Raw genomic sequence first — 22389 nt, 5'->3', positions numbered from 1 at the left:
AACGCTACTGCCCAGAGGCCGAAACACGAGGGGCGGGGCGGAGGCCCACGTCGAACGGTGATCTCCGGGCAGCGGTCGGGGCGTCCCCGAAGCGGGCGGAAGCGACTTACTCTGGACGCGTGCCAAAGACGAAAAAGGCGAAGCCCGACAAATCAGCCATGGGGTCTTCGCAGGCGAAGGCCACGAAGTCCAAGAAGTCCGTGAGGAAGAGCGACGAGAAGGGGCTCGACTTCGCTCGCGCATGGGTGGAGTTCCCTGATCCGGCCGACGACGAGCAGGTCTTCCGGTGCGATCTGACATGGCTGACCTCGCGCTGGAACTGCATCTTCGGAAGCGGCTGCCAGGGCATCCAGGCCGGCCGCGCCGACGACGGCTGCTGCACGCTGGGGGCCCACTTCTCCGACGAGGACGACGAGAAGCGGGTGGCCGGGCACGTGGCCCGGCTCACGCCGGAGATCTGGCAGAACCATGACGTGGGCGTGGAGACGGGCTGGGTGTCGCAGGACGAGGACGGCGACCGCCAGACCCGCCCGTACGAGGGCTCCTGCATCTTCCAGAACCGTCCCGGCTTCGCCGGTGGTGCGGGCTGCTCGCTGCACATCCTGGCCGTCAAGGAGGGGCGCGAGCCGCTGGAGACCAAGCCGGACGTCTGCTGGCAGCTTCCCGTGCGCCGCACGTACGAGTGGATCGACCGGCCCGACGACACCCGGGTGCTCCAGGTCTCCATCGGCGAGTACGACCGCCGCGGCTGGGGCCCGGGCGGCCACGACCTGCACTGGTGGTGCACGTCGGCGACCTCGGCACACGGCGCGGGCGACCCGGTGTACGTCTCGTACCGTCCGGAGCTGGTCGAGCTGATGGGCAAGGCGGGGTACGACCGCCTGGTCGAACTGTGCGAGGAGCGGCTGGCCTCGCAGCTGCCGCTGCTGGCACCGCATCCCGCGGATCCGGTGGACTGAGCCCGAGGCCCGCACCGCCACCCCCTGCCTTATGACGAGGGGCTCGGAGCCTCCGGTGAGGGAAGAGATCGAAGAGATCGAAGAGATCGAAGCCCTACGGCGCGCCCGGGTCGCCAATGTCGCCCGGTGGCGGTGTCGAGCCGCCCGGGTCCGAGGAGGCCGAGTCGGTGGGAGTGGGCGTCGGAGTCGGGTCGGTCGGGGACGGCTCCTGACTGGTCCGGGTCGGAGTCGGAGTCGGTGTCGAGCCCGGCCCTGAGGGGCTCGGGGCGCTCGGGGTGGGGTCGGGGTCGTGGCCGCCGGAGTGGGACGGGCCCGCGTTCCCGAACCCGGCGATGGTGACCACCGCGCCCGCCGGGGTGATCGACACCCGCGCGCTCCAGTGGCCCACCGGCTCGCGAAGATGATCGACGTACACCTTGATCGTCAACGACTCGCCCGGTTCGAGCGTTCCCGAGGACTGGCTGAGGTAGAGCCAGGACGCGCCGGTGCGCGCGGACCAGTGGACCGGTGAACTGCCGGACGCGGTCAGCGTGACCAGGGTGGTGTCGCCGTTGCTGCCGGCGGCCACCGACAGGTGTCCCGCGCCCTTCCCCGGGGTGCTTCCGGGGGCGCTGACGACCTCCACGGAGACATCCGGCGAGCGGCTGCCCTTGGTGAAGTGGGCGCCGGGCCCCGGACTGGCGTTTCCGGCGTTCTCGTAGCCGCCCGCCTGCCCGTCGTCCAGAGCGTCGGAGTCCTGGGCCTCGCTCGTGCTGGCCGGACGGCCGTCCACACCCTCACCGGTCAGGGGCGCGCCCCGGTACGCGGCCCAGAGAGCGAGAACGGGCGCGGCGACGACGGTGGCGACGATCGTCGTCGTGACGGCGCGCGCGCGGAGGCGGTCCCTTCGGGCGGCGTGGTCCTTGGGGTCCATCGGGAAACCGCGCCGGTCGAAGCGCGGAACGCTGCCCCGCGCGCGCGGGGCGTGCGCCATGGCGACGCGCAGGGCCGCGTGCGGGGCCTCCAGGACGGGGAGCGCCGCGGGCGTGACGCTGGTGCCGGGCCAGGCGCCGGGGACCGCGCGCTCGGCGGTGCGGCGGCAGCGAGGGCAGTCGTCGACGTGCCGGACCAGCTCGCCGCGCAGGGTGGTGCTCAGTACGAGCCGGCTGTCGCCGGTGAGCCGGGCGACGCTGGGGCAGGCGCCGGTCTCCACGACAGCGAGGGCCGCGCGGGTGCGTTCGACCTCGCAGGCGGCGGAGGCGAGCAGCTCGCGCGCCGCGGCGGGGTCCATGCCGAGGACGGCGGCGACCTCGTGGGCGGCGAGCTGATGGCGCACGGCGAGTTCGAGCGCCTCGCGCTGCTCGGGGGTGGTTCCCGCGGCCTCCGGCCAGGCCAGCAGGGCGAGTTCGCGCCGGCGGTGTGCCTGGGTCTCCTCGGAGACGGGGGCGACGCTCAGCGCCTCGGCCGCGCGGCGGTCGGCGGCGGCCTTGTGCGCTCCCTTGGCGGCGGCCCCTCTGTGCGTGCCCTTGGAGGCTCCCTGGGGGTCGCTCGGCGGGGGCGCGTGCCGCCCGGAGGCGTGCGCCGCCTGCCGTCTGCGCCGCGCTTCGGTGAGCTTGCGCAGGCAGGACCAGCGGGCGAGCGCGTAGAGCCAGGCCCTGCGGTCGGCTGCCGACTCCGGGCCGCGCGGACCGCGCCGCTCGGCCAGCGCGAGGGCGTCCCCCAGGGCGGCGGTGGCCGCGTCGTGGTCGCACAGCACGGACAGGCAATAGGTGAACAGGCCGTCCAGGTAGGGCTCGTAACGCGCGGGGGGACGCTGGGCCAGGGTGCGGGGGGTCGCACCACGGGGCACGGCCGCCCGCTTGCGCGCGGCTCCGTGCGCCCGGTGTGCGCCGGTGGTGTGCGTGGAGGTCTCCGGACTGCTGCTCATCACCCGTGCGACCGTAGGTGCCCGGGGGTGGCCCCTTCCTCCCCCTTGAGCACATTTAATCCGTACGGGTGAAACGATCCCTCATAAGGGGACAGGAACCCCCGACCCCTGGCCTGGGCCGTCACGGGCGGCGATGGCACTCCGTGGCAGATGGGTCGGAGCGGGCTCCGCGAGGACGCGGTCGCGCGGGGGTGAAAACGAGGCACGGGGGCTCGGGCGCGGCCCTTCGGAGGCCTTGGGCGCGGCCCCCGTGGGCCCTGGGCGGAGCCCCCGTGGATCCTGGGCGCAGCCCCTCGGGGGCCCGGGGCGAGGGAGGACCGGGGCCGGGCCGCACCGGCGCGTGCCGGGTTGTCAGTGGGTCCGGCTACGGTTCGGTCATGGCTGCCCGTACGAAATCCGCGAAGGACCGGCCGTCCTACCGCTGCACCGAGTGCGGCTGGCAGACGGCCAAGTGGCTCGGCCGTTGCCCCGAATGCCAGGCATGGGGGACGGTCGAGGAGTACGGCACGCCCGCTGTCCGGACGACGTCACCGGGGCGGGTCACCACGTCCGCGGTGCCCATCGGGCAGGTCGACGGCCGTCAGGCCACCGCCCGCAGCACCGGCGTGCCCGAGCTGGACCGCGTCCTCGGCGGCGGTCTCGTGCCCGGAGCGGTCGTCCTCGTCGCGGGCGAGCCGGGCGTCGGCAAGTCCACCCTCCTCCTGGACGTGGCGGCCAAGTCCGCGAGCGACGAGCACCGCACGTTGTACGTGACGGGCGAGGAGTCGGCCAGCCAGGTGCGGCTCCGCGCCGACCGCATCAAGGCGATCGACGACCACCTCTATCTCGCCGCGGAGACCGATCTGGCGGCCGTCCTCGGCCACTTGGACGCGGTGAAGCCGTCCCTGCTCATCCTGGACTCCGTCCAGACCATCGCCTCCCCGGAGATCGACGGCGCGCCCGGCGGCATGGCCCAGGTCCGGGAGGTCGCGGGCGCGCTCATCCGCGCCTCCAAGGAGCGCGGCATGTCCACGCTGCTTGTGGGCCATGTCACCAAGGACGGCGCGATCGCCGGACCCCGGCTGCTCGAACACCTCGTGGACGTCGTCCTGTCGTTCGAGGGCGACCGGCACGCGCGTCTGAGGCTCGTCCGAGGCGTCAAGAACCGTTACGGGACGACGGACGAGGTCGGCTGCTTCGAGCTGCACGACGAGGGCATCACCGGCCTCACCGACCCGTCGGGGCTCTTCCTGACGCGCCGCACCGAGCCCGTCCCAGGCACCTGCCTGACCGTCACCCTCGAAGGCCGCCGCCCCCTGGTCGCCGAGGTGCAGGCGCTCACGGTGGACTCGCAGATCCCCTCCCCGCGCCGTACGACATCGGGTCTGGAGACCTCCCGCGTCTCGATGATGCTGGCCGTCCTGGAGCAGCGCGGCCGGATCAGTGCTCTCGGAAAGCGGGACATCTACTCGGCGACGGTCGGCGGCGTGAAGCTCTCCGAGCCCGCCGCGGACCTCGCCATCGCGCTCGCGCTGGCGTCCGCGGCGAGCGACACCCCGCTGCCCAAGAACCTCGTGGCGATCGGCGAAGTGGGGCTCGCGGGCGAGGTCAGACGGGTCACGGGCGTCCAGCGCCGGCTGGCCGAAGCGCACCGTCTGGGCTTCACCCACGCGCTCGTCCCGACCGATCCGGGCAAGGTCCCGGCCGGTATGAAGGTGCTGGAAGTGGCCGACATCGGCGCGGCTCTGAGCGTGCTTCCGCGCTCGCGTCGCAGAGAGGCCCCACGGGACGAGGAACAGCGCCGGTAGACTTTGCCCTGGTCTCGCCCGTCCGTACGAACCGAGTGTGCGCAAAGCGGGCGTCCAGAACCTTCGACCGGAGGAGTGCAGTGGCAGCCAACGACCGGGCAGCAGCTCCCGGAAAGTCCGGTGGGAGCTCCGGTGCCGATGGCCTGATGCGCGCCGCACTGAGCGCCGTGGCACCCGGCACGGCACTGCGCGACGGGCTTGAACGGATCCTCCGCGGCAACACGGGCGGACTCATCGTGCTCGGCTCCGACAAGACCGTCGAAGCGATGTGTACGGGCGGATTCGTCCTGGATGTGGAGTTCACCTCGACCCGTCTGCGTGAACTGTGCAAGCTCGACGGCGGCATCGTGCTCGACAAGGACATCACCAAAATCCTCCGGGCGGGTGTGCAGCTGGTGCCCGACCCGACGATCCCGACGGAGGAGACGGGCACGCGGCACCGCACCGCGGACCGGGTGAGCAAACAGGTCGGCTACCCCATCGTCTCGGTCTCCCAGTCGATGCGTCTGATCGCCCTGTACGTCGACGGTCAGCGCCGCGTCCTGGAGGACTCCGCCGCGATCCTCTCGCGCGCCAACCAGGCCCTCGCCACGCTGGAGCGCTACAAGCTCCGCCTGGACGAGGTCGCGGGAACGTTGTCAGCGCTGGAGATCGAGGATCTCGTCACCGTCCGGGACGTCTCCGCGGTCGCCCAGCGTCTGGAGATGGTGCGCCGCATCGCCACCGAGATCGCCGAGTACGTCGTCGAGCTGGGCACGGACGGGCGTCTGCTGACCCTCCAGCTCGACGAGCTGATCGCCGGCGTCGAGCCCGATCGCGAGCTGGTCGTACGGGACTACGTGCCCGAGCCGACCGCCAAGCGCTCCCGCACGGTCGACGAGGCGCTGTCCGAGCTGGACGCCCTCAGTCACGCCGAGCTCCTCGAACTCTCCACGGTGGCGAAGGCGTTGGGCTACACCGGCTCCCCCGAGGCGCTCGACTCCGCGGTCTCCCCGCGCGGGTTCCGGCTCCTCGCCAAGGTGCCGCGCCTGCCCGGCGCGATCATCGACCGGCTCGTGGAGCACTTCGGCGGGCTCCAGAAGCTGCTCGCCGCGAGCGTGGACGACCTCCAGACGGTCGACGGCGTGGGCGAGGCACGGGCGCGCAGCGTCCGCGAGGGGCTGTCCCGGCTGGCGGAGTCGTCGATTCTCGAGCGGTACGTCTAGCCACACCGGTGGCGTCCGGCTCCCGACCGGGGCCGGGCGCGACCCCGCCCTATTGAGGACCCCGGTTCAGGACCCCGGTTCAGGACCCTCAGTCCTTGGACAGGACGAACGAGGTCTGCGCCTTCGTCAGGCCGGGTGCCTTCGCCTCGACCAGGTAGGTACCGGCGGGGGCCGAGCCCGAAGGGGGCGTCGCGCACTCGGGGGCGCCGGGCTTGCGGTCCCACTTGACGGTGTAGGTGACCTGGCTGCCGGAGGGTACGCGGTAGAGGATGCCCGCGGCGCGCTTCGGGCAGTCGTCCGAGGCCCAGATGTCGTCGTCGCTGCCCGCCTGAGTGATCGTCAGAACGGTGTTCTTCGGGCCGAGATCGACCTTGCAGTCGCTGCCCGAGGAGTTCTTGGCGATGAGCTCGATCGTGGGCTGCTCGCCGGGGGCGTACGTGTTGTGCACGCTCTTCAGCGCCAACTTGACGTTGTTCGCGGTGCAGTTGGCGAGAGTGGAGCCGGCCGGGAGCTGATCGCCCGAGCCGCCACCGTTCTTGGCCCCTTCGTCGGAGCCGCCGCCGGTGCTCGCGCCGGAGCCCGTTGAGCCGTCGCCGGAGCCGTCTCCGGACCCCCCGCCGCTGCCGCTGCCGGTGTCACCGCTGTCGCCGCCACCGCTCGACTCGTCGCGGCCGCCCGGGTGTTGGCTGATCGCGGGGCCCGAACCGGACGGGCCCGGAGTGATCGAGGGCACGGGGTTCTTGCCGTTCGACCCGCCGGCGTCGTTGTTCCCGCCCCCGCCGCCGGTGGCCACCACCCAGACGGTCAGCAGCGCCAACAGCCCTACTACGGACAGCAGAACGGCCCTCCGACGCCAATAGATGGTGGAGGGGAGCGGCCCGACCGGATTGCGCAGAGATCCCACGGCGCAAACTGTACGAGAGATCCGCCGCGCGACTTGCCCCACCCGCCGCCCTGGCCCCAACTTTTCCGGATCATCATTCCGGCAGGCACTCCTTCCGGCGCCGTGACGGCCGCCCGGCACGGTCATTCACCACCGCCCGCCCCCGGCGTCGTCCCCGCATCCCCACCGCCGCATGGCAGGATCGATATCGCCATGACTGCACCCACCAAGCCCACCCAGCCCACCCGGAACGCTCCCGGCGAGAACCTCCACACCCCCGTCATCGCCTGGTTCGACGAGCACGCCCGCGATCTGCCCTGGCGGCACCCCGATGCCGGCCCCTGGGCCGTGATGGTCAGCGAGTTCATGCTCCAGCAGACCCCGGTCAGCCGCGTACTGCCCGTGTACGAGCAGTGGCTGGCCCGCTGGCCGCGCCCCGCCGATCTGGCGAAGGACGCTCCCGGGGAAGCCGTCCGGGCCTGGGGACGGCTCGGCTACCCGCGCCGCGCCCTGCGGCTGCACGGCGCCGCGGTGGCCATAACGGAGCGGCACGGCGGCGACGTACCGACGGAGCACGCGCAGTTGCTGGCGCTGCCCGGTATCGGGGAGTACACGGCGGCGGCGGTCGCGTCGTTCGCGTACGGCCAGCGGCATCCCGTACTGGACACGAACGTCCGCAGGGTCTTCGCCCGCGCCGTCACCGGCGTGCAGTACCCGCCGAACGCCACCACCGCCGCCGAGCGCAAGCTCGCCCGTGCCCTGCTGCCCGAGAGCGAGAGCACGGCCTCGCGCTGGGCCGCCGCCTCGATGGAGCTCGGCGCGCTGGTCTGCACGGCGAAGAACGAGACGTGTCATCGCTGCCCGATCGCCGCGCGGTGCGCGTGGCGGCTGGCCGGCAAGCCGGAGCACGACGGGCCGCCGCGCAAGGGGCAGACGTACGCGGGCACGGACCGCCAGGTGCGCGGCAAACTGCTGGCCGTCCTGCGGGAGGCCCATGTGCCGGTTCCGCAGACCGAGCTGGACCGCGTATGGGACGAACCGGTCCAGCGGGCCCGGGCGCTCGACGGACTCGTCGCCGACGGACTGGTGGAGCCGCTCCCCGGCGGTCTGTATCGGCTGCCGCTGACCTAGGGCCTGTCGGCGACACCGAACCAGGACCAATACGGACGTACGGCCCCTTCGCTTTACCCCGCTCCTACAACCGTTACACAACCGACGGACAGCCGAGTGCTGGCCGCAGGCTGGCTCGGACAACCCCGTGACAACGCCTCCGTAGCTTCATTGCCGTACCGCAGGAACGGCCGCCGACAAGCGGCCGGAGAGCGGCGGTTCGCAGGCAAAGGACAACCGGCAGCAGGCAGGTCGGAAACGGGGATGGAGGCGGTTGATCATGGCGCACGGCGAGGTGCTCGAATTCGAGGAGTACGTCCGCACTCGGCAGGACGCGCTGCTGCGCAGTGCCCGCCGCCTGGTCCCCGACCCGGTCGACGCCCAGGACCTGCTCCAGACCGCGCTCGTCCGGACGTACGGCCGCTGGGAAGGCATCGCCGACAAGCGACTGGCCGACGCCTACCTGCGCCGCGTGATGATCAACACCCGTACCGAGTGGTGGCGGGCCCGCAAGCTCGAAGAGGTGCCCACCGAGCAACTGCCGGACGCGAGCGTGGAGGACGCCACCGAGCAGCACGCGGACCGCGCGCTGCTGATGGACATCATGAAGGTGCTGGCACCCAAGCAGCGCAGTGTCGTGGTGCTGCGACACTGGGAGCAGATGTCCACGGAGGAGACGGCCGCCGCACTCGGTATGTCGGCCGGAACGGTCAAGAGCACGCTGCACCGGGCGCTGGCCCGGCTCCGCGAGGAGCTGGAGAGCCGGGACCACGAGGAGAGCGCCGCCCGCGCGCTCGAAGCGAGTAAGGAGCGGGAGCGTTGCGCCGCCTAGGAGTTCGGGCAAGACAGGCCCTGAAGGCGGGGAGTTCGGCGGCGGCCGGGCTCACCGCCCTCGGCCTTTTCGTGACCGCGTGCGCCACCGGTGGCACCGGCGCTCGCGACGAGGGCCCGGCGGGCAGCGACGCGGTCGCCAAGGGCGCCACGACCCCGGTCGTCTCCGGCTCGCCCAGCCGGGCGCCCGAGCGGGTGGACGCGGTCAGGATCGTCAAGGCCGACCCTGAGGTCAGCGCGGCGGTCAAGCGCGACCTCAAGCCGTGCGTCGCCGACGAGTACCCGGTCGACGTGTCCTACGGGGACCTGACGGGCGGGACTTCCAACGACATCGTGATCAATGTGATGACCTGTGCCGATGCCGTCGGCGTCGGCTCGTACGTCTATCGCGAGGAGCACGGCACGTACGAGAATGTCTTCAAGGCCGAGGAGCCGCCGGTGTACGCCGAGATAGACCGGGGCGATCTGGTGGTCACCCAGCAGCTGTACGAGAAGGGCGACCCGGTGTCGTACCCCTCCAGCGAGGAAGTGATCACCTACGGCTGGTCCGCGACGCGGTTCGTCGAGCAGTCCCGGATCCACAACGACTACAGCAACGCGGTGGGCGGCGCCAGCTCGGCCACCCCCGACGCGAACTGAGAGCGGACGGAACAGCCGGATGGCAGAGCAGACCCACGTCCTGTTCGTCGAGGACGACGACGTCATCCGCGAGGCCACGCAACTCGCTCTGGAACGCGACGGCTTCGCGGTCACGGCCATGCCCGACGGGCTCTCGGGCCTGGAGGCGTTCCGCGCCGACCGTCCCGACATCGCCCTGCTGGACGTGATGGTCCCCGGGCTCGACGGCGTCTCGCTGTGCCGCCGTATCCGCGACGAGTCGACCGTGCCGGTCATCATGCTGTCCGCGCGCGCCGACTCGATCGACGTCGTGCTCGGCCTGGAGGCCGGCGCCGACGACTATGTGACCAAGCCCTTCGACGGCGCCGTGCTGGTCGCCCGTATCCGCGCGGTGCTGCGCCGCTTCGGGCACGCCAACGGCGGCCAGGGCGCGGCGGCCGAGGGGGCCGCTCCGGTGGACGGCGGGATGCTCGCCTTCGGTGATCTGGAGATCGACACCGAGGGCATGGAGGTGCGCAGGAACGGTACGCCGGTGGGCCTGACGCCCACCGAGATGCGGCTGCTCCTGGAGTTCTCCTCGGCGCCCGGGACGGTGCTGAGCCGCGACAAGCTGCTTGAGCGTGTGTGGGACTACGGCTGGGGCGGGGACACCCGTGTGGTCGACGTCCATGTGCAGCGGCTGCGTACGAAGATCGGCCAGGACCGTATCGAGACGGTCCGCGGCTTCGGCTACAAGTTGAAGGCCTGAGCAGGGGTATGCGGGGGATATTTCAGCGCTCGGCTCCGGGGCAGCCCTCGGTTCCGGGGCAGGGGCCGATTCCGGGGAGAGGCCCGGACGCGGGCGGTGGTGTGGGCACGGGCCCGCGCAACGGCACCCGCAGGGGCACCGGCACCCGCAGAGGCACCGGCAGGGGTAGAGGTCTGAGCATCGGTATCGACCGGGGCACGGATTCGGGTACGAGTATTCGTACGGGCATCCGTTGGAAGCTCAGCACGGCGATCGCCCTGGTAGGGGCGCTGGTCGCTATCGCGCTGAGCCTGGTCGTGCACAACGCGGCCCGCGTCTCGATGCTGGACAACTCGCGCGACCTGGCCGACGAGCGCATCCAGCTCGCCGACCGCATGTACGGGCCGGGCCGACAGCCGCCGTTCGGGGCCAAGATCGATGATCCCTCCATTCCGGCGGACCTGCTGGCGAAGGTCTCGGAGGGGCGGCGGGCGACGTACGTCTCCGACAACGCGAGCGGCGTGCCGGACATCTGGGCCGCCGTCCCGCTCAGGAACGGCCAGGTGCTGTCCTGGCACGAACGGTTCACGGACCGCAACGCGGACGTGATGAAGGACCTCGACCAGGCGCTGATCATCGGCTCCATCGCGGTCGTCTTCGGCGGCAGCGCGCTCGGGGTGCTCATCGGCGGCCAGTTGTCGCGCCGGCTGCGCAAGGCGGCGTCCGCCGCGAACCGGGTCGCCAAGGGCGAGACCGACGTCCGCGTGCGGGACGCGATCGGCGGTGTCGTCCTCGACGAGACCGATGACCTCGCGCGCGCCGTGGACGCCATGGCCGACGCGCTCCAGCAGCGCATCGAGGCCGAGCGCCGGGTGACCGCCGACATCGCCCACGAACTGCGCACACCGGTGACCGGACTGCTCACGGCGGCCGAACTGCTGCCGCCCGGCCGCCCCACCGAGCTCGTACGGGACCGGGCGCAGGCCATGCGTACGCTCGTCGAGGACGTCCTGGAGGTCGCCCGGCTCGACGGCGCCTCCGAGCGGGCCGAGCTGCAGGACATCATGCTCGGCGAGTTCGTTTCCCGCCGGGTGGCCGCCAAGGGCGCGGACGTCGAGGTGCGTGTGGTGCACGAGTCGGAGGTCACGACGGACCCGCGCCGCCTCGAACGCGTTCTGCTCAACCTCCTCGCGAACGCCGCCCGGCACGGCAGACCGCCGATCGAGGTCACCGTCGAGGGCCGCGTCATCCGCGTCCGCGACCACGGTCCCGGCTTCCCCGAGAAGCTCCTCGCCGAGGGGCCGAGCCGGTTCCGCACCGGCAGCACCGACCGCGCGGGCGACGGCCACGGACTGGGCCTCACCATCGCCGCGGGCCAGGCCCGGGTGCTCGGCGCGCGTCTGACCTTCCGCAACGTACGGCCCGCCGGGGCCCCGGACGGCGTACCCGCCGAGGGCGCGGTCGCGGTGCTGTGGCTGCCGGAGCACGCGCCGACGAGCACGGGGAGCTACCCGATGCTGCCGGCGTCCGGAAAGTAGCCGGAGGACGAGGTCCTGTCCCCGGGGCTCCCGCGCCGGCTCCTACTGGCTCCAGTCCTTGTCGAGGTCGAGGGCGCCCTCGCGGCGCTGGGTGAAGGAGAACCAGTTCCCCGAGTCGTCGCGGAACAGCGCCTCCGTCCCGTACGGCCGCTCCTGCGGCTCCTGGAGGAACTCCACCCCGCGGTCCTTGAGCTTCTTGTAGTCGCCGTGGATGTCGTCGGTGCTCAGCACCCCCGCGCCGAGCGCGCCCTTGGCGACCAGCTTCTTCATCATCTCGGCGGACTCGGGGTCCATGGCGGGCGGTCCGGGCACCATGAGGGTCAGCTCGACATCGGGCTGCTCCGGGGTGCCGACGGTGAGCCAGCGCATACCGCCGTCGCCCATCGTCATGTCCGTACGGACTTCCAGCCCGAGCTTCTCGGTGTAGAACTCCTTGGCCCGGTCCTGGTCGAGGACCCAGACGGTCGAAATGGCGAGTCCTTTGATCATGGTGTGCTCCAGGTGTGCGGGGGCGCGCGGTGTGCGCGGTCGTACCGGATCGTCGTCCTCTGTGCGTGCTCTGCCACGGTAGGCAGCCTCCGGGTCACTACGCTTCTTCGGAATTGCGCTGCCGCGCGCCCGGCCCCGTCCGGAAGCCGCCGGCCCAGAGCATGGCGTAGCAGCCGGGTATGAGCGCGGCACCCCGCCCCACGTGTTTCGCCCGGTACTCGCTCGGTGTCAGCCCGGTCCATGTCTTGAAGCGCGCCGAGAAGGTACCGAGGCTGCTGAAGCCGACCAGATGGCAGATCTCGGTCACCGAGAGGTTCGCGGTCCGCAACAGGTCCTCCGCCCGGTCGATGCGCCGGTGCGTCAGATACTGGCCCGGTGTCTCGCCGTACGCCGCCTTGAAGGCCCGTATGAAGTGGTACCGCGAATATCCGGCGCGCGCGGCCAGCGCGTCGAGATCGGTGCCGGGCTCGGCCCAGTCCCGATCCATGACGTCCTTGGCGAGCCGCAACTGCCGCATTCGGTCCACGTTCCCGATGGTGGCACGCGGCACTGACAGTCACGCCGACACAAGAGAAGGCCCCCGGGGCGGACAGCGCCGGGGGCCTTCGTTGCGAGGAGTTCAGGGGCCGAAGGAAGGGTCGACCCCGCGATCGGGTCAGACCGGCTCGGCGAGCGGGACCTGGGGTGCCTCGTCCGGCGCGCCGCCCTCGCCGGGCTTGGGCGCGCCCGCTCCCTTGAGGGCGACCTCCTTGACGAACACCGACGAGATCATCACGATCACGGCCACCGACGCGCCCAGCAGGAAGGCCGAGTGCGTACCGGCCGACACCGCGTGCTGGTAGGCCTCGCGCGCCGCCGCCGGCAGCTTCGCCAGGCTCGCCGCGTCCAGCTGCGGGGACTGCTCGGTGATCTTCGAGCCCAGCGCGCCGGCCTTCTCGGCCATGACGTCCTTGACGCGGTTGTTGAACAGCGCGCCCATGACGGCGACACCGAACGACGAGCCGAGCGTACGGAACAGGGTGGTGGAGGAGGACGCGACGCCCATGTCCTTCATCTCGACGCTGTTCTGCGCCACCAGCATGGTGACCTGCATCAGGCAGCCCATGCCCAGGCCGAGGACGGCCATGTAGACGCCGGACATGAAACGGGTGGTGTCCGTGTCCATCGTCGACAGCAGATAGAGGCCGATCACCATCAGCACACCGCCGATGACGGGGAAGATCTTGTAGCGGCCGGTGGCGGTGGTGACCCGCCCGGCGACCATCGACGTCACGAGCATCGCGCCCAGCATGGGCAGCAGCAGCAGACCCGAGTTGGTCGCGGACGCGCCCTGTACCGCCTGCTGGTACAGCGGCAGGAACAGCGTGGCGCCGAACATGGCGAAGCCGGTCACGAAGCCGATGATCGACATCAGGGTGAAGTTGCGGCTACGGAAGATGTGCAGCGGCACGATCGGCTCGGCGGCCTTGGTCTGCCAGAAGACGAACCCGACCAGCGAGGCGACGCCGAGGCCGATGAGCTCCATGATCCGCGCGGACGACCAAGCGTACTCCGTGCCGCCCCAGGTGGTGACGAGGACGATGGAGGTGATGCCGACGGTCAGCAGCGCGGCACCGAGGTAGTCGATGCGCGTCTCGGACCGCTTCTTCGGCAGGTGCAGGACGATGCTGATCGCGGCGAGCGCGATCGCGCCGAGCGGCAGGTTGATGTAGAAGGACCAGCGCCAGCCCCAGTTGTCGGTGATGGTGCCGCCGATCAGCGGACCGCCGATCATCGCCAGCGCCATGATGCCGGCCATCATGCCCTGGTACTTGCCGCGCTCACGGGGCGGAATGAGGTCACCGATGATCGCCATGACGCCGACCATGAGACCGCCGGCGCCGAGACCCTGAATGGCCCGGAATCCGATCAGCTCACCCATGTTCTGGGCCATGCCGCTGAGCGCGGAGCCGATCAGGAAGATCACGATCGAGGTCATGAAGGCGCCCTTGCGCCCGTACATGTCGCCGACCTTGCCCCAGATCGGGGTGGAGGCCGCGGTGGCGAGGGTGTACGCCGTCACGACCCACGAAAGGTGTTCGAGTCCGCCGAGCTCACCCACGATGGTCGGCATGGCCGTGCCGACGATCATGTTGTCGAGCATCGCCAGCATCATCGTGAGCATCAGCGCGAGCAGGACCACGCGCACGCTGCGCTGCCGCTTCTCGCCCTCGACCGCCGGTTGGCCCTCGGCCGGTTTCCCGGCCTGCTCTGCGGCCACTGGGGCCGCATCCGTCTTGTCCGCCATCGTTTCCACTCCCCTAGGTACCACTGCCGCCGTCCGGCTACTTACTTGCCGACCGGCAAGCTGACTACACTCAGGGAAAATAGCCCTGCAACTAGCCGGGCGTCAAGTAAGTTGGACTAGTTTTACCAGCCGGGCGACAGGTAAGTTTTCAGGGAGCGCGAGGAGTACGAGGATGGGCGGCACGATGGACGGCAGCAAGCGGCAGCGCCGGGGCGACACCCGGCAGCGCATCCAGGACGTGGCCCTCGAACTCTTCTCCGAACAGGGCTACGAGAAGACGTCGCTGCGCGAGATCGCCGAGCACCTCGATGTCACCAAGGCGGCGCTCTACTACCACTTCAAGACCAAGGAAGAGATCCTCATCAGCATCTTCGAGGATCTGACGCGGCCTCTCGACGAGCTGATCGAGTGGGGCAAGCAGCAGCCGCACAGCCTGGAGACCAAGCAGGAGGTACTGCGCCGCTACAGCGACGCCCTCGGCGGCGCGTCCCCGCTCTTCCGCTTCATGCAGGAGAACCAGGCGACGGTGCGCGAGCTGAGCATCGGCGAGACCTTCAAGGACCGCATGATCAGCATGCTGGAGATCATCAAGGAGCCCGAGTCGCCGCTGACCGACCAGGTCCGCTGCATCAGCGCGCTCTTCACGATGCACGCCGGCATGTTCGTCCTCAAGGACGTCGAAGGCGACCCCGAGGACAAGCGCAAGGCCGTCCTGGAGGTCGCGATCGATCTGGTGACACAGGCCCACGGGGGCTCGGGCGGGGCGACGCACGGAGGCGGAGCCTCCTAGGGCGCTTTCCGGCGCCGGGGCTCCGCCTCGGGCTCTGCTCAGGTGCCCCGCACCGGGGCTCCGCGCCGGATCACCGGCGCGGACGGATCAGACAGTCACACCCAGGCCGCGCAGGAACGCGACGGGGTTGACGGCCGAGCCGTAGTTGGGGGTCGTACGGATCTCGAAGTGCAGGTGCGGGCCGCTGGAGTTACCGGTGTTGCCGGACAGGGCGATGTGCTGACCGGTGGTGACGACCTGGCCTATCTTCACGTCGATGCGCGACAGGTGGGCGTACTGCGAGTACGTGCCGTTGCCGTGCTTGATGACGATGGCGTTGCCGTACGCGGGGCCGTCACCGGCGCCGTTGCCGCCGGCCTTGACGACGGTGCCACCGTGGGTGGCGACGACGTTGGTGCCCTGCGGCACCGCGAAGTCCTGGCCGGAGTGCTTGTGGGCCCACATGCCGCCGGCCTGGTTGAAGCTGGCGGACAGGGTGTACTTCGCCACCGGGTCGACCCAGGAAGCGGCCTTCTTGGCGACGGCCTTCTTGGCGGACGCCTTCGCTGCGGCGGCCTTCTTGACAGCCGCCGCCTTCTTGACAGCCGCGGCCTTCTGCGCGGCGGCGGCCTTCGCCTGAGCGGCCGCCTGCGTCTGCACGGCGTTGGCCGCAGTGACGGTACCGCTGCTGCTGAGGCCGGTTTCGGCGGCGGTCGCGACCCCTGCGCCCAGCACGACCGAGGCGCCCAGACCGACGGCGAGAACGGCCGCCCGAGTGCGGACCATGGACGTAAGGGACTTGCGGGACGTGACGCGCTTCGACATGAATACCTCGTGGAGACGGGGACAAGGGACTGAGCAACCACTCCGGCGAACTGCCTGCTGCCGTGTTGGCCATTCATTGGTAACCCGCACCCCCAGGGGCACTCAAACAGCCCATCTACGACGCCAGCTAGTACTTCATCGCAAAACTTGATGAACCTTGACACCTCGGACATTCGGGAAGGGATCTTGTCGCTTTCGCGTCGGAAACGAGGTTTAACCCCACTTGGGGCCATCACATCCCTTGCTAAACCTGCCCCCGGCCCACCCGCCCCCGCACCGCGCGAACCACCCCTCGACCCCAGGGCCAAAGGTCCTTTTTGTCCGTTTTGCCATTTCCACTATGCGCCCTAGTAGGGGACAAAACGCCTGTGCCTCATGTCACCGGGCCGCCGGATCCAGGGCCCCCGGAATGTGACGCGGGCTACGCTCCAGCCCCTGGTTTCAAGGCTCTTGGGGAGCCGGCCGGCCGTCCCCGACCGCCGGAATCCCGCCCCGCCGTCGGCGCGGGGTGCAGGGGGTCGTCCCGCTCGGCGGTGATACCGCGCTCCGCTGCGTGGATCAGCTGTCAGAACATACGGTTGTCCCTCAGGCTCATCGTTCTCCCGGGGGGATCGCCATGGACCCAGTAGCCGTCGGCACACGCCTGGCATCGAGCGTGGCCGCGCCTCTCGTCAGGAAGCTCTTCGTGGCGGAGGGCCCGGGAGCCGGGCTCGTGGACAAGCCCGTACGCATATCGGCGTTCGTCTCCTTCAAGGGCGAGAAACGGGTCGTCGGCGAGAAGGAGCTGGCCGCCCTTTCGGCCGAGCTGGTGAGCCGGGCCCTGCGCTCCGGAGAACGCCCGCTCCCCGCCGACGAGGAACAAGCCGTCGTCCACGCCCTCGCCACCACCCTGCACGCTCTGGGCGACGTCACCATGACGGACATCCAGGCGGTGGAACTCGGCCACCAGGCGCTCGCCCTGCACCTGCGCGCGGCGAGCGGAAACCCCGACCGCGACCTGTCCTTCGACGCGACCCTGTTCTACGAGGGCCTGCTCGACACGGCCTGCCTCCACATCCTGCACTTCTTCACCCAGCGCTCGACCTTTGTCCCCCGCACCCTCGTGGAACAGAGCCGCAGGCAGCGCGCTCTCATCGCCAAGGTGGACGAGCTGATCGCGCGCACCCCCATGACGGGCGGCACCGACGAGGCCTTCGAGCAGCGCTATCTCGCCCATGTCGCCACCAAGCACAGCCACCTCACCATCTACGGCATCGACCTCGTCAACTCCCCGGAACGCTGGCCGCTGGACGCCGCCTACCTCAGCCTCCAGGCCGTACGCCCCGCGGAGGACGAGGAGACATCCTCCTCGGGCGGCGTGCGCATCGCCGCCGCGGGCACCTCCCTGCCCGCCGAACAGGCCCTGTCGGAACAGGACCTGGTCCTCCTGCGCGGCGTGGCCGGTTCCGGCAAGACCACGCTCGTGCAGTGGCTGGCGGTGACCGCCGCACGCGGAGAGCGGGGAGACCGCATCCCCTTCGTTCTCCCTCTGCGCACCCTCGTCCGCCGCCCGGACAGCCTTCCGGCCCCCGACGCCTTCCTCTCCGCCGTCCGCGTCCCCTTCCACGCGACCCAGCCGGACGGCTGGACCGACCGGGTGCTCAGCCACGGGCGGGGCCTGCTCCTCGTCGACGGCCTCGACGAGATCCCCGAACGGGACCGCGAGCGCACCCGCCGCTGGCTGCGCGAGCTCCTCGACGCCTACCCCGGCAACCAGTGGCTGGTCACGTCCCGCCCCTCGGCCGTGCGGGAGGACTGGCTCGCGCCCGACGGATTCGCCGAACTCGTCCTCTCGCCGATGACCGGCGACGACGTGGCGGCGTTCATCCGCCGCTGGCATGCCGCGGCACGCCTGGACGCCCCGGACACCGACCGCCTGGACGGCTACGAGCGTTCCCTCCTCGACGCCGTCCGCACCAAGCCGGACCTCGGGCGCCTGGCCACCAATCCGCTGATGTGCGGTCTGATCTGCGCGCTGCACCGCGACCGGCGGGGCTATCTGCCGCACGGCAGGCAGGAGTTGTACGACGCCGCGCTCTCCATGCTGCTGGCGCGCCGCGACGACGAACGTGACATGTTTCCGCAGGGAAGCGGTCCCGACGGCATCCGTCTCACGGAACTTCCGCAGATCCAGCTTCTGCAGCGCCTCGCCTACTGGCTCATCCGCAACAGCCGGGTGGAGATGGACCGCGACCGCGCCGAACGCATCGTCGCCGACGTCCTGCCCTCCCTCCCGGCCGCCGCCCACCAGGGCGACGCCTCGCAGGTACTGCGTCACCTCGTCGTCCGCAGCGGCCTTCTCCGTGAACCCACCCTCGGCACCGTCGAGTTCGTCCACCGCACCTTCCAGGACTACCTGGGCGCCAAGGCCGCGGTGGAGGACGGGGACTTCGGTCTGCTGGTGCGCAACGCCGGGGAGGCCCAGTGGGCGGACGTGATCCGGATGGCCGTCGCCCATGCCCGGCCACGGGAACGGGCCGAGCTGCTGGGCGCCATGACCGACTCGGCGGCACGGCTCGGCGGGCCGTCCGCGACCCGCGTACGGCTTCTCGCCCTCGCCTCGCTGGAACACGCCACGCAACTCGCGCCCGAGGTACGGGCCGCCGTGGAGGGCGACGCGGCCGCGCTCATCCCGCCGAGGACCTCCGAGGAGGCCCGTGCCCTGGCCGAGGCGGGACCCCTCGTCCTCGAACTGCTGCCCGGACCGGAAGGGCTGACCGAGACCGAGGCCCGAGGGGTCGTGGTCACCGCCTCCCTGATCGGCACCGACGCGGCCATCCCCGTACTGGCGCGCTTCCGCTCGCACCCGGCCCTGTCCGTACGGGCCCAACTCACCTGGGGATGGCACAGGTTCGACACGGAGCGCTACGCGTCCGAGGTCATCGCCGAACTGGACCCGGCGGGCCTGTACTTCACCGCGCACTCGGCCGCCCATCTCCATGTGCTGCGCGAGCTGGGCGGCCGGCCCAGGCTGCAGATCGTCGGGGACATCGACTCCGCGGAGCTGCGCTCCAGCCTGCCGTCCGGCCAGGTGACGCATCTGGTGCTGCGGTACAACAACCGTCTGCGGGACCTGGACTTCCTGACCGCTCAGCAGCGGCTGGAGCAGCTCGGTCTCGACCAGTGCACGGAGGTCGACGACCTCGCGCCCCTCACGGAGCTGCCGCTGCGGGCGCTGTCCCTGCTGTCCCATCAAGGACGGACCCCGTCGCCCGGCAATCTGACCGCGCTGAGATCGCTGCGTGAGCTGAACGTCGGACACCGGCTCGCGGGGCCGTCGCTGAGCGGGGCCCTCCCCCCGGACTCACCGCTGGAAGTCCTCTCCTTCGGACTGGACGTCCTGCGGGAGACCGGGCTGCGGGGACTGCGTCAGTGGCAGTCCCTGCACACCCTGTGGCTGAGCCGCGTGCCCGGCGAGCTCTCCCGCGCCGACTGGTCCGAGGTCGCCGCGTTGCCGAGGCTCAGGGAACTGCGGATCCACCGGGCCGCCCTGGGATCCCTCGCGTCGGCCCCGCCGCTGCCGGGCGTCGAGCACCTGGAGCTCAGAAAGCTGGTGGGCAACGAGGACCTGTCCGCGCTCCGGTCCCTGCTGCCGAATCTGCGGACGGTCGATTTCGTCCTCAATTCGGACACCGGCACCGCGCCGGAACATCTCGCGGGCCAATTGCCCGGCGAACACAGGACAACGACGACCCACAACATTCTGTGACTCCTCCCCCTCCTGAAAAAAGGGGCTGCCCCGGGACCGAAGTCCCGGGGCAGCCCCTTTCAGGCGGACCCGGAGGTCACGCCTCCTTGCTCAGGTTGGGACCAGCCCCACCGGCAGCCTGCTCGATCGGCGGGACGTCGGGCAGCGCCGACTTCTCCTCACCCCGGAAGGTGAAGGCCTTGGCCTCGCCCTCGCCCTCCGTGTCGACGACCACGATGTGGCCGGGACGGAGCTCGCCGAAGAGGATCTTCTCGGAGAGGACGTCCTCGATCTCGCGCTGGATGGTCCGGCGCAGCGGCCGGGCGCCCAGGACGGGGTCGTAGCCCTTCTTCGCGAGGAGGGACTTGGCGCTCGGGCTGAGCTCGATGCCCATGTCCCGGTCCTTCAGACGCTCGTCCACCTTCGCGACCATGAGGTCGACGATCTGGATGATGTCTTCCTCGGTGAGCTGGTGGAAGACCACCGTGTCGTCGACACGGTTCAGGAACTCGGGGCGGAAGTGCTGCTTCAGCTCCTCGTTGACCTTGGCCTTCATCCGGTCGTAGTTGCTCTTGACGTCGCCCACGGCCGCGAAGCCGAGGTTGAAGCCCTTGGAGATGTCCCGGGTGCCGAGGTTGGTCGTCATGATGATGACCGTGTTCTTGAAGTCCACGACCCGGCCCTGGGAGTCGGTCAGGCGACCGTCCTCCAGGATCTGCAGCAGCGAGTTGAAGATGTCCGGGTGGGCCTTCTCGACCTCGTCGAAGAGGACGACGGAGAACGGCTTGCGGCGGACCTTCTCGGTCAGCTGACCGCCCTCTTCGTAGCCCACGTAGCCGGGGGGCGAACCGAAGAGACGCGAGACCGTGTGCTTCTCGCTGAACTCCGACATGTCGAGGGAGATCAGCGCGTCCTCGTCACCGAAGAGGAACTCCGCGAGGGTCTTCGACAGCTCCGTCTTACCGACACCCGAGGGGCCGGCGAAGATGAAGGAACCACCGGGACGCTTCGGGTCCTTCAGACCCGCTCGCGTACGACGGATCGCCTGCGAGAGCGCCTTGATGGCGTCCTTCTGGCCGATGACCCGCTTGTGGAGCTCGTCCTCCATGCGCAGCAGACGCGAGGACTCCTCCTCGGTCAGCTTGAAGACCGGGATGCCCGTGGCGGTGGCCAGGACCTCGGCGATCAGCTCGCCGTCGACCTCGGCGACGACGTCCATGTCGCCGGCCTTCCACTCCTTCTCGCGCTTGGCCTTCGCCGCCAGCAGCTGCTTCTCCTTGTCGCGGAGAGAGGCCGCCTTCTCGAAGTCCTGGGAGTCGATGGCCGACTCCTTGTCGCGGCGCACTCCCGCGATCTTCTCGTCGAACTCGCGGAGGTCCGGCGGTGCGGTCATCCGACGGATGCGCATCCGGGAGCCCGCCTCGTCGATCAGGTCGATCGCCTTGTCGGGGAGGAAGCGGTCCGAGATGTACCGGTCGGCGAGCGTCGCCGCCTGCACCAGGGCCTCGTCGGTGATGGAGACGCGGTGGTGGGCCTCGTACCGGTCGCGCAGACCCTTGAGGATCTCGATCGTGTGGGGGAGGGAAGGCTCCGCCACCTGGATCGGCTGGAAGCGGCGCTCAAGGGCCGCGTCCTTCTCGAGGTGCTTGCGGTACTCGTCCAGCGTGGTGGCGCCGATGGTCTGCAGCTCACCGCGGGCCAGCATCGGCTTCAGGATCGAGGCCGCGTCGATGGCGCCCTCGGCGGCACCCGCACCGACCAGCGTGTGGAGCTCGTCGATGAACAGGATGATGTCGCCGCGGGTGCGGATCTCCTTGAGGACCTTCTTCAGGCGCTCCTCGAAGTCACCGCGGTAGCGGGAGCCGGCGACCAGCGCGCCCAGGTCGAGGGTGTAGAGGTGCTTGTCCTTGAGGGTCTCGGGCACCTCGCCCTTGACGATGGCCTGGGCGAGGCCCTCGACGACGGCGGTCTTGCCGACGCCGGGCTCACCGATCAGGACCGGGTTGTTCTTCGTACGGCGGGACAGCACCTGCATGACCCGCTCGATCTCCTTCTCGCGCCCGATGACCGGGTCGAGTTTGGACTCACGAGCGGCCTGGGTGAGGTTCCGGCCGAACTGGTCGAGGACCAGGGACGTGGAGGGGGTGCCCTCGGCAGGACCACCGGCGGTGGCGGTCTCCTTGCCCTGGTAGCCGGAGAGCAGCTGGATGACCTGCTGCCGCACCCGGTTCAGGTCTGCGCCCAGCTTGACCAGGACCTGGGCGGCGACGCCCTCGCCCTCACGGATCAGGCCGAGCAGGATGTGCTCCGTGCCGATGTAGTTGTGGCCCAGCTGAAGGGCCTCGCGGAGCGACAGCTCCAGGACCTTCTTGGCACGGGGGGTGAAGGGAATGTGGCCGGAGGGCGCCTGCTGGCCCTGGCCGATGATCTCCTCCACCTGCTGGCGGACCGCCTCGAGCGAAATCCCGAGGCTCTCCAGGGCCTTAGCGGCGACACCCTCACCCTCGTGGATCAGGCCCAGGAGGATGTGCTCGGTGCCGATGTAGTTGTGGTTGAGCATCCGGGCTTCTTCCTGAGCCAGGACGACAACCCGCCGCGCGCGGTCGGTGAACCTCTCGAACATCGTTAATCGCTCCTCAGAGCGGTCAGGCAGTGAGGGGACGCTCCCCTCGCTGTCCTTCCGCAGCTTAGTCCCGCAAGCGGGGACCGCTCATTCCAACTGCCGACA

The 22389-nt window shown here is 70.4% G+C and carries 17 protein-coding genes; 10 read left to right on the top strand and 7 right to left on the bottom strand.

Annotated features, from left to right (window positions below; all coding sequences use genetic code 11):
• The first annotated feature begins 119 nt into the window (after positions 1–119).
• Entirely contained in the window at positions 120–959 is an 840-nt protein-coding gene (locus ABZX90_RS33905; RefSeq protein ID WP_355211349.1) for a hypothetical protein, read from the top strand.
• Between the two features lie 94 nt (positions 960–1053).
• Here the strand turns inward: ABZX90_RS33905 and ABZX90_RS33900 are convergent, their stop codons facing one another.
• Positions 1054–2865: a hypothetical protein gene (locus ABZX90_RS33900; RefSeq protein ID WP_355211346.1), complete on the bottom strand. Its 1812-nt coding sequence runs from the start codon at positions 2863–2865 to the stop codon at positions 1054–1056.
• Between the two features lie 377 nt (positions 2866–3242).
• Between ABZX90_RS33900 and radA the strand changes: the two genes are divergently transcribed.
• Entirely contained in the window at positions 3243–4652 is a 1410-nt protein-coding gene (radA, locus tag ABZX90_RS33895) for a DNA repair protein RadA (protein ID WP_351126220.1), read from the top strand.
• A gap of 80 nt (positions 4653–4732) precedes the next feature.
• Entirely contained in the window at positions 4733–5857 is a 1125-nt protein-coding gene (gene disA, locus ABZX90_RS33890) for a DNA integrity scanning diadenylate cyclase DisA (RefSeq protein ID WP_351126221.1), read from the top strand.
• A gap of 88 nt (positions 5858–5945) precedes the next feature.
• On the opposite strand, the gene ABZX90_RS33885 is transcribed toward disA, so the two are convergent.
• Entirely contained in the window at positions 5946–6761 is an 816-nt protein-coding gene (locus ABZX90_RS33885; RefSeq protein WP_351126223.1) for a hypothetical protein, read from the bottom strand.
• A 192-nt stretch (positions 6762–6953) separates the two neighbouring features.
• On the opposite strand from ABZX90_RS33885, the gene ABZX90_RS33880 reads away from it, so the two are divergent.
• From ABZX90_RS33880 to cseC, 5 genes are all read left to right on the top strand, one after another.
• Positions 6954–7871 carry an A/G-specific adenine glycosylase gene (locus ABZX90_RS33880; RefSeq protein WP_355211341.1) on the top strand — a complete coding sequence of 306 codons (918 nt, stop codon included), beginning with the start codon at positions 6954–6956 and terminating at the stop codon, positions 7869–7871.
• A gap of 259 nt (positions 7872–8130) precedes the next feature.
• A complete protein-coding gene (locus ABZX90_RS33875; protein WP_351126227.1) occupies positions 8131–8682 on the top strand; it encodes a SigE family RNA polymerase sigma factor in 552 nt (183 codons plus the stop codon).
• The gene (locus tag ABZX90_RS33870; protein ID WP_351126229.1) at positions 8670–9320 is read left to right on the top strand and encodes a hypothetical protein; all 651 of its coding nucleotides are present in this window, start codon (positions 8670–8672) and stop codon (positions 9318–9320) included. The genes ABZX90_RS33875 and ABZX90_RS33870 overlap by 13 nt, the downstream gene beginning before the upstream one ends.
• A gap of 19 nt (positions 9321–9339) precedes the next feature.
• Positions 9340–10047, top strand: coding sequence for a two-component system response regulator CseB (gene cseB / locus ABZX90_RS33865; RefSeq protein WP_355211337.1), 708 nt, complete (start codon positions 9340–9342; stop codon positions 10045–10047).
• Positions 10048–10055: 8 nt separating this feature from the next.
• Complete coding sequence (cseC, locus tag ABZX90_RS33860) at positions 10056–11564, top strand: two-component system sensor histidine kinase CseC (RefSeq protein ID WP_351126233.1); 1509 nt, start codon at positions 10056–10058, stop codon at positions 11562–11564.
• Positions 11565–11606: 42 nt separating this feature from the next.
• Here the strand turns inward: cseC and ABZX90_RS33855 are convergent, their stop codons facing one another.
• The 3 genes from ABZX90_RS33855 to ABZX90_RS33845 all read right to left on the bottom strand — a co-directional run bounded on the left by ABZX90_RS33855 (position 11607) and on the right by ABZX90_RS33845 (position 14340).
• A complete protein-coding gene (locus ABZX90_RS33855; protein WP_351126235.1) occupies positions 11607–12053 on the bottom strand; it encodes a VOC family protein in 447 nt (148 codons plus the stop codon).
• Between the two features lie 97 nt (positions 12054–12150).
• On the bottom strand, positions 12151–12570 hold the full coding sequence (locus ABZX90_RS33850; RefSeq protein ID WP_355211390.1) for a helix-turn-helix transcriptional regulator: 420 nt from the start codon (positions 12568–12570) through the stop codon (positions 12151–12153).
• Positions 12571–12708: 138 nt separating this feature from the next.
• A complete protein-coding gene (locus ABZX90_RS33845; protein WP_355211333.1) occupies positions 12709–14340 on the bottom strand; it encodes an MDR family MFS transporter in 1632 nt (543 codons plus the stop codon).
• 172 nt (positions 14341–14512) lie between these two features.
• On the opposite strand from ABZX90_RS33845, the gene ABZX90_RS33840 reads away from it, so the two are divergent.
• On the top strand, positions 14513–15130 hold the full coding sequence (locus ABZX90_RS33840) for a TetR/AcrR family transcriptional regulator (protein WP_351126239.1): 618 nt from the start codon (positions 14513–14515) through the stop codon (positions 15128–15130).
• Positions 15131–15217: 87 nt separating this feature from the next.
• Here the strand turns inward: ABZX90_RS33840 and ABZX90_RS33835 are convergent, their stop codons facing one another.
• Complete coding sequence (locus ABZX90_RS33835; protein WP_351126240.1) at positions 15218–15934, bottom strand: M23 family metallopeptidase; 717 nt, start codon at positions 15932–15934, stop codon at positions 15218–15220.
• A 616-nt stretch (positions 15935–16550) separates the two neighbouring features.
• Between ABZX90_RS33835 and ABZX90_RS33830 the strand changes: the two genes are divergently transcribed.
• Complete coding sequence (locus ABZX90_RS33830; protein WP_355211330.1) at positions 16551–19682, top strand: NACHT domain-containing protein; 3132 nt, start codon at positions 16551–16553, stop codon at positions 19680–19682.
• Positions 19683–19758: 76 nt separating this feature from the next.
• On the opposite strand, the gene ABZX90_RS33825 is transcribed toward ABZX90_RS33830, so the two are convergent.
• Entirely contained in the window at positions 19759–22284 is a 2526-nt protein-coding gene (locus ABZX90_RS33825) for an ATP-dependent Clp protease ATP-binding subunit (RefSeq protein ID WP_351126244.1), read from the bottom strand.
• Between the last annotated feature and the right edge of the window lie 105 nt (positions 22285–22389).

The sequence above is a fragment of the Streptomyces sp. NPDC002935 genome (assembly GCF_040611295.1).
In the GTDB taxonomy this organism is placed as follows: Bacteria; Actinomycetota; Actinomycetes; order Streptomycetales; family Streptomycetaceae; genus Streptomyces.
Note: the sequence above shows the minus strand (reverse complement) of the source record. Positions and strands in the feature narration are given on the sequence as shown.

What these genes read in the sequence shown, in the direction of transcription:
- ABZX90_RS33825 (WP_351126244.1), bottom strand. Translation starts at nt 22,284, where the DNA reads ATGTTCGAGAGGTTCACCGACCGCGCGCGGCGGGTTGTCGTCCTGGCT.
- ABZX90_RS33845 (WP_355211333.1), bottom strand. Translation starts at nt 14,340, where the DNA reads ATGGCGGACAAGACGGATGCGGCCCCAGTGGCCGCAGAGCAGGCCGGG.
- ABZX90_RS33875 (WP_351126227.1), top strand. Translation starts at nt 8,131, where the DNA reads ATGGCGCACGGCGAGGTGCTCGAATTCGAGGAGTACGTCCGCACTCGG.
- ABZX90_RS33835 (WP_351126240.1), bottom strand. Translation starts at nt 15,934, where the DNA reads ATGTCGAAGCGCGTCACGTCCCGCAAGTCCCTTACGTCCATGGTCCGC.
- radA (WP_351126220.1), top strand. Translation starts at nt 3,243, where the DNA reads ATGGCTGCCCGTACGAAATCCGCGAAGGACCGGCCGTCCTACCGCTGC.
- ABZX90_RS33855 (WP_351126235.1), bottom strand. Translation starts at nt 12,053, where the DNA reads ATGATCAAAGGACTCGCCATTTCGACCGTCTGGGTCCTCGACCAGGAC.
- cseB (WP_355211337.1), top strand. Translation starts at nt 9,340, where the DNA reads ATGGCAGAGCAGACCCACGTCCTGTTCGTCGAGGACGACGACGTCATC.
- ABZX90_RS33840 (WP_351126239.1), top strand. Translation starts at nt 14,513, where the DNA reads ATGGGCGGCACGATGGACGGCAGCAAGCGGCAGCGCCGGGGCGACACC.
- cseC (WP_351126233.1), top strand. Translation starts at nt 10,056, where the DNA reads ATGCGGGGGATATTTCAGCGCTCGGCTCCGGGGCAGCCCTCGGTTCCG.
- ABZX90_RS33830 (WP_355211330.1), top strand. Translation starts at nt 16,551, where the DNA reads ATGGACCCAGTAGCCGTCGGCACACGCCTGGCATCGAGCGTGGCCGCG.
- ABZX90_RS33880 (WP_355211341.1), top strand. Translation starts at nt 6,954, where the DNA reads ATGACTGCACCCACCAAGCCCACCCAGCCCACCCGGAACGCTCCCGGC.
- ABZX90_RS33850 (WP_355211390.1), bottom strand. Translation starts at nt 12,570, where the DNA reads ATGCGGCAGTTGCGGCTCGCCAAGGACGTCATGGATCGGGACTGGGCC.
- ABZX90_RS33900 (WP_355211346.1), bottom strand. Translation starts at nt 2,865, where the DNA reads ATGAGCAGCAGTCCGGAGACCTCCACGCACACCACCGGCGCACACCGG.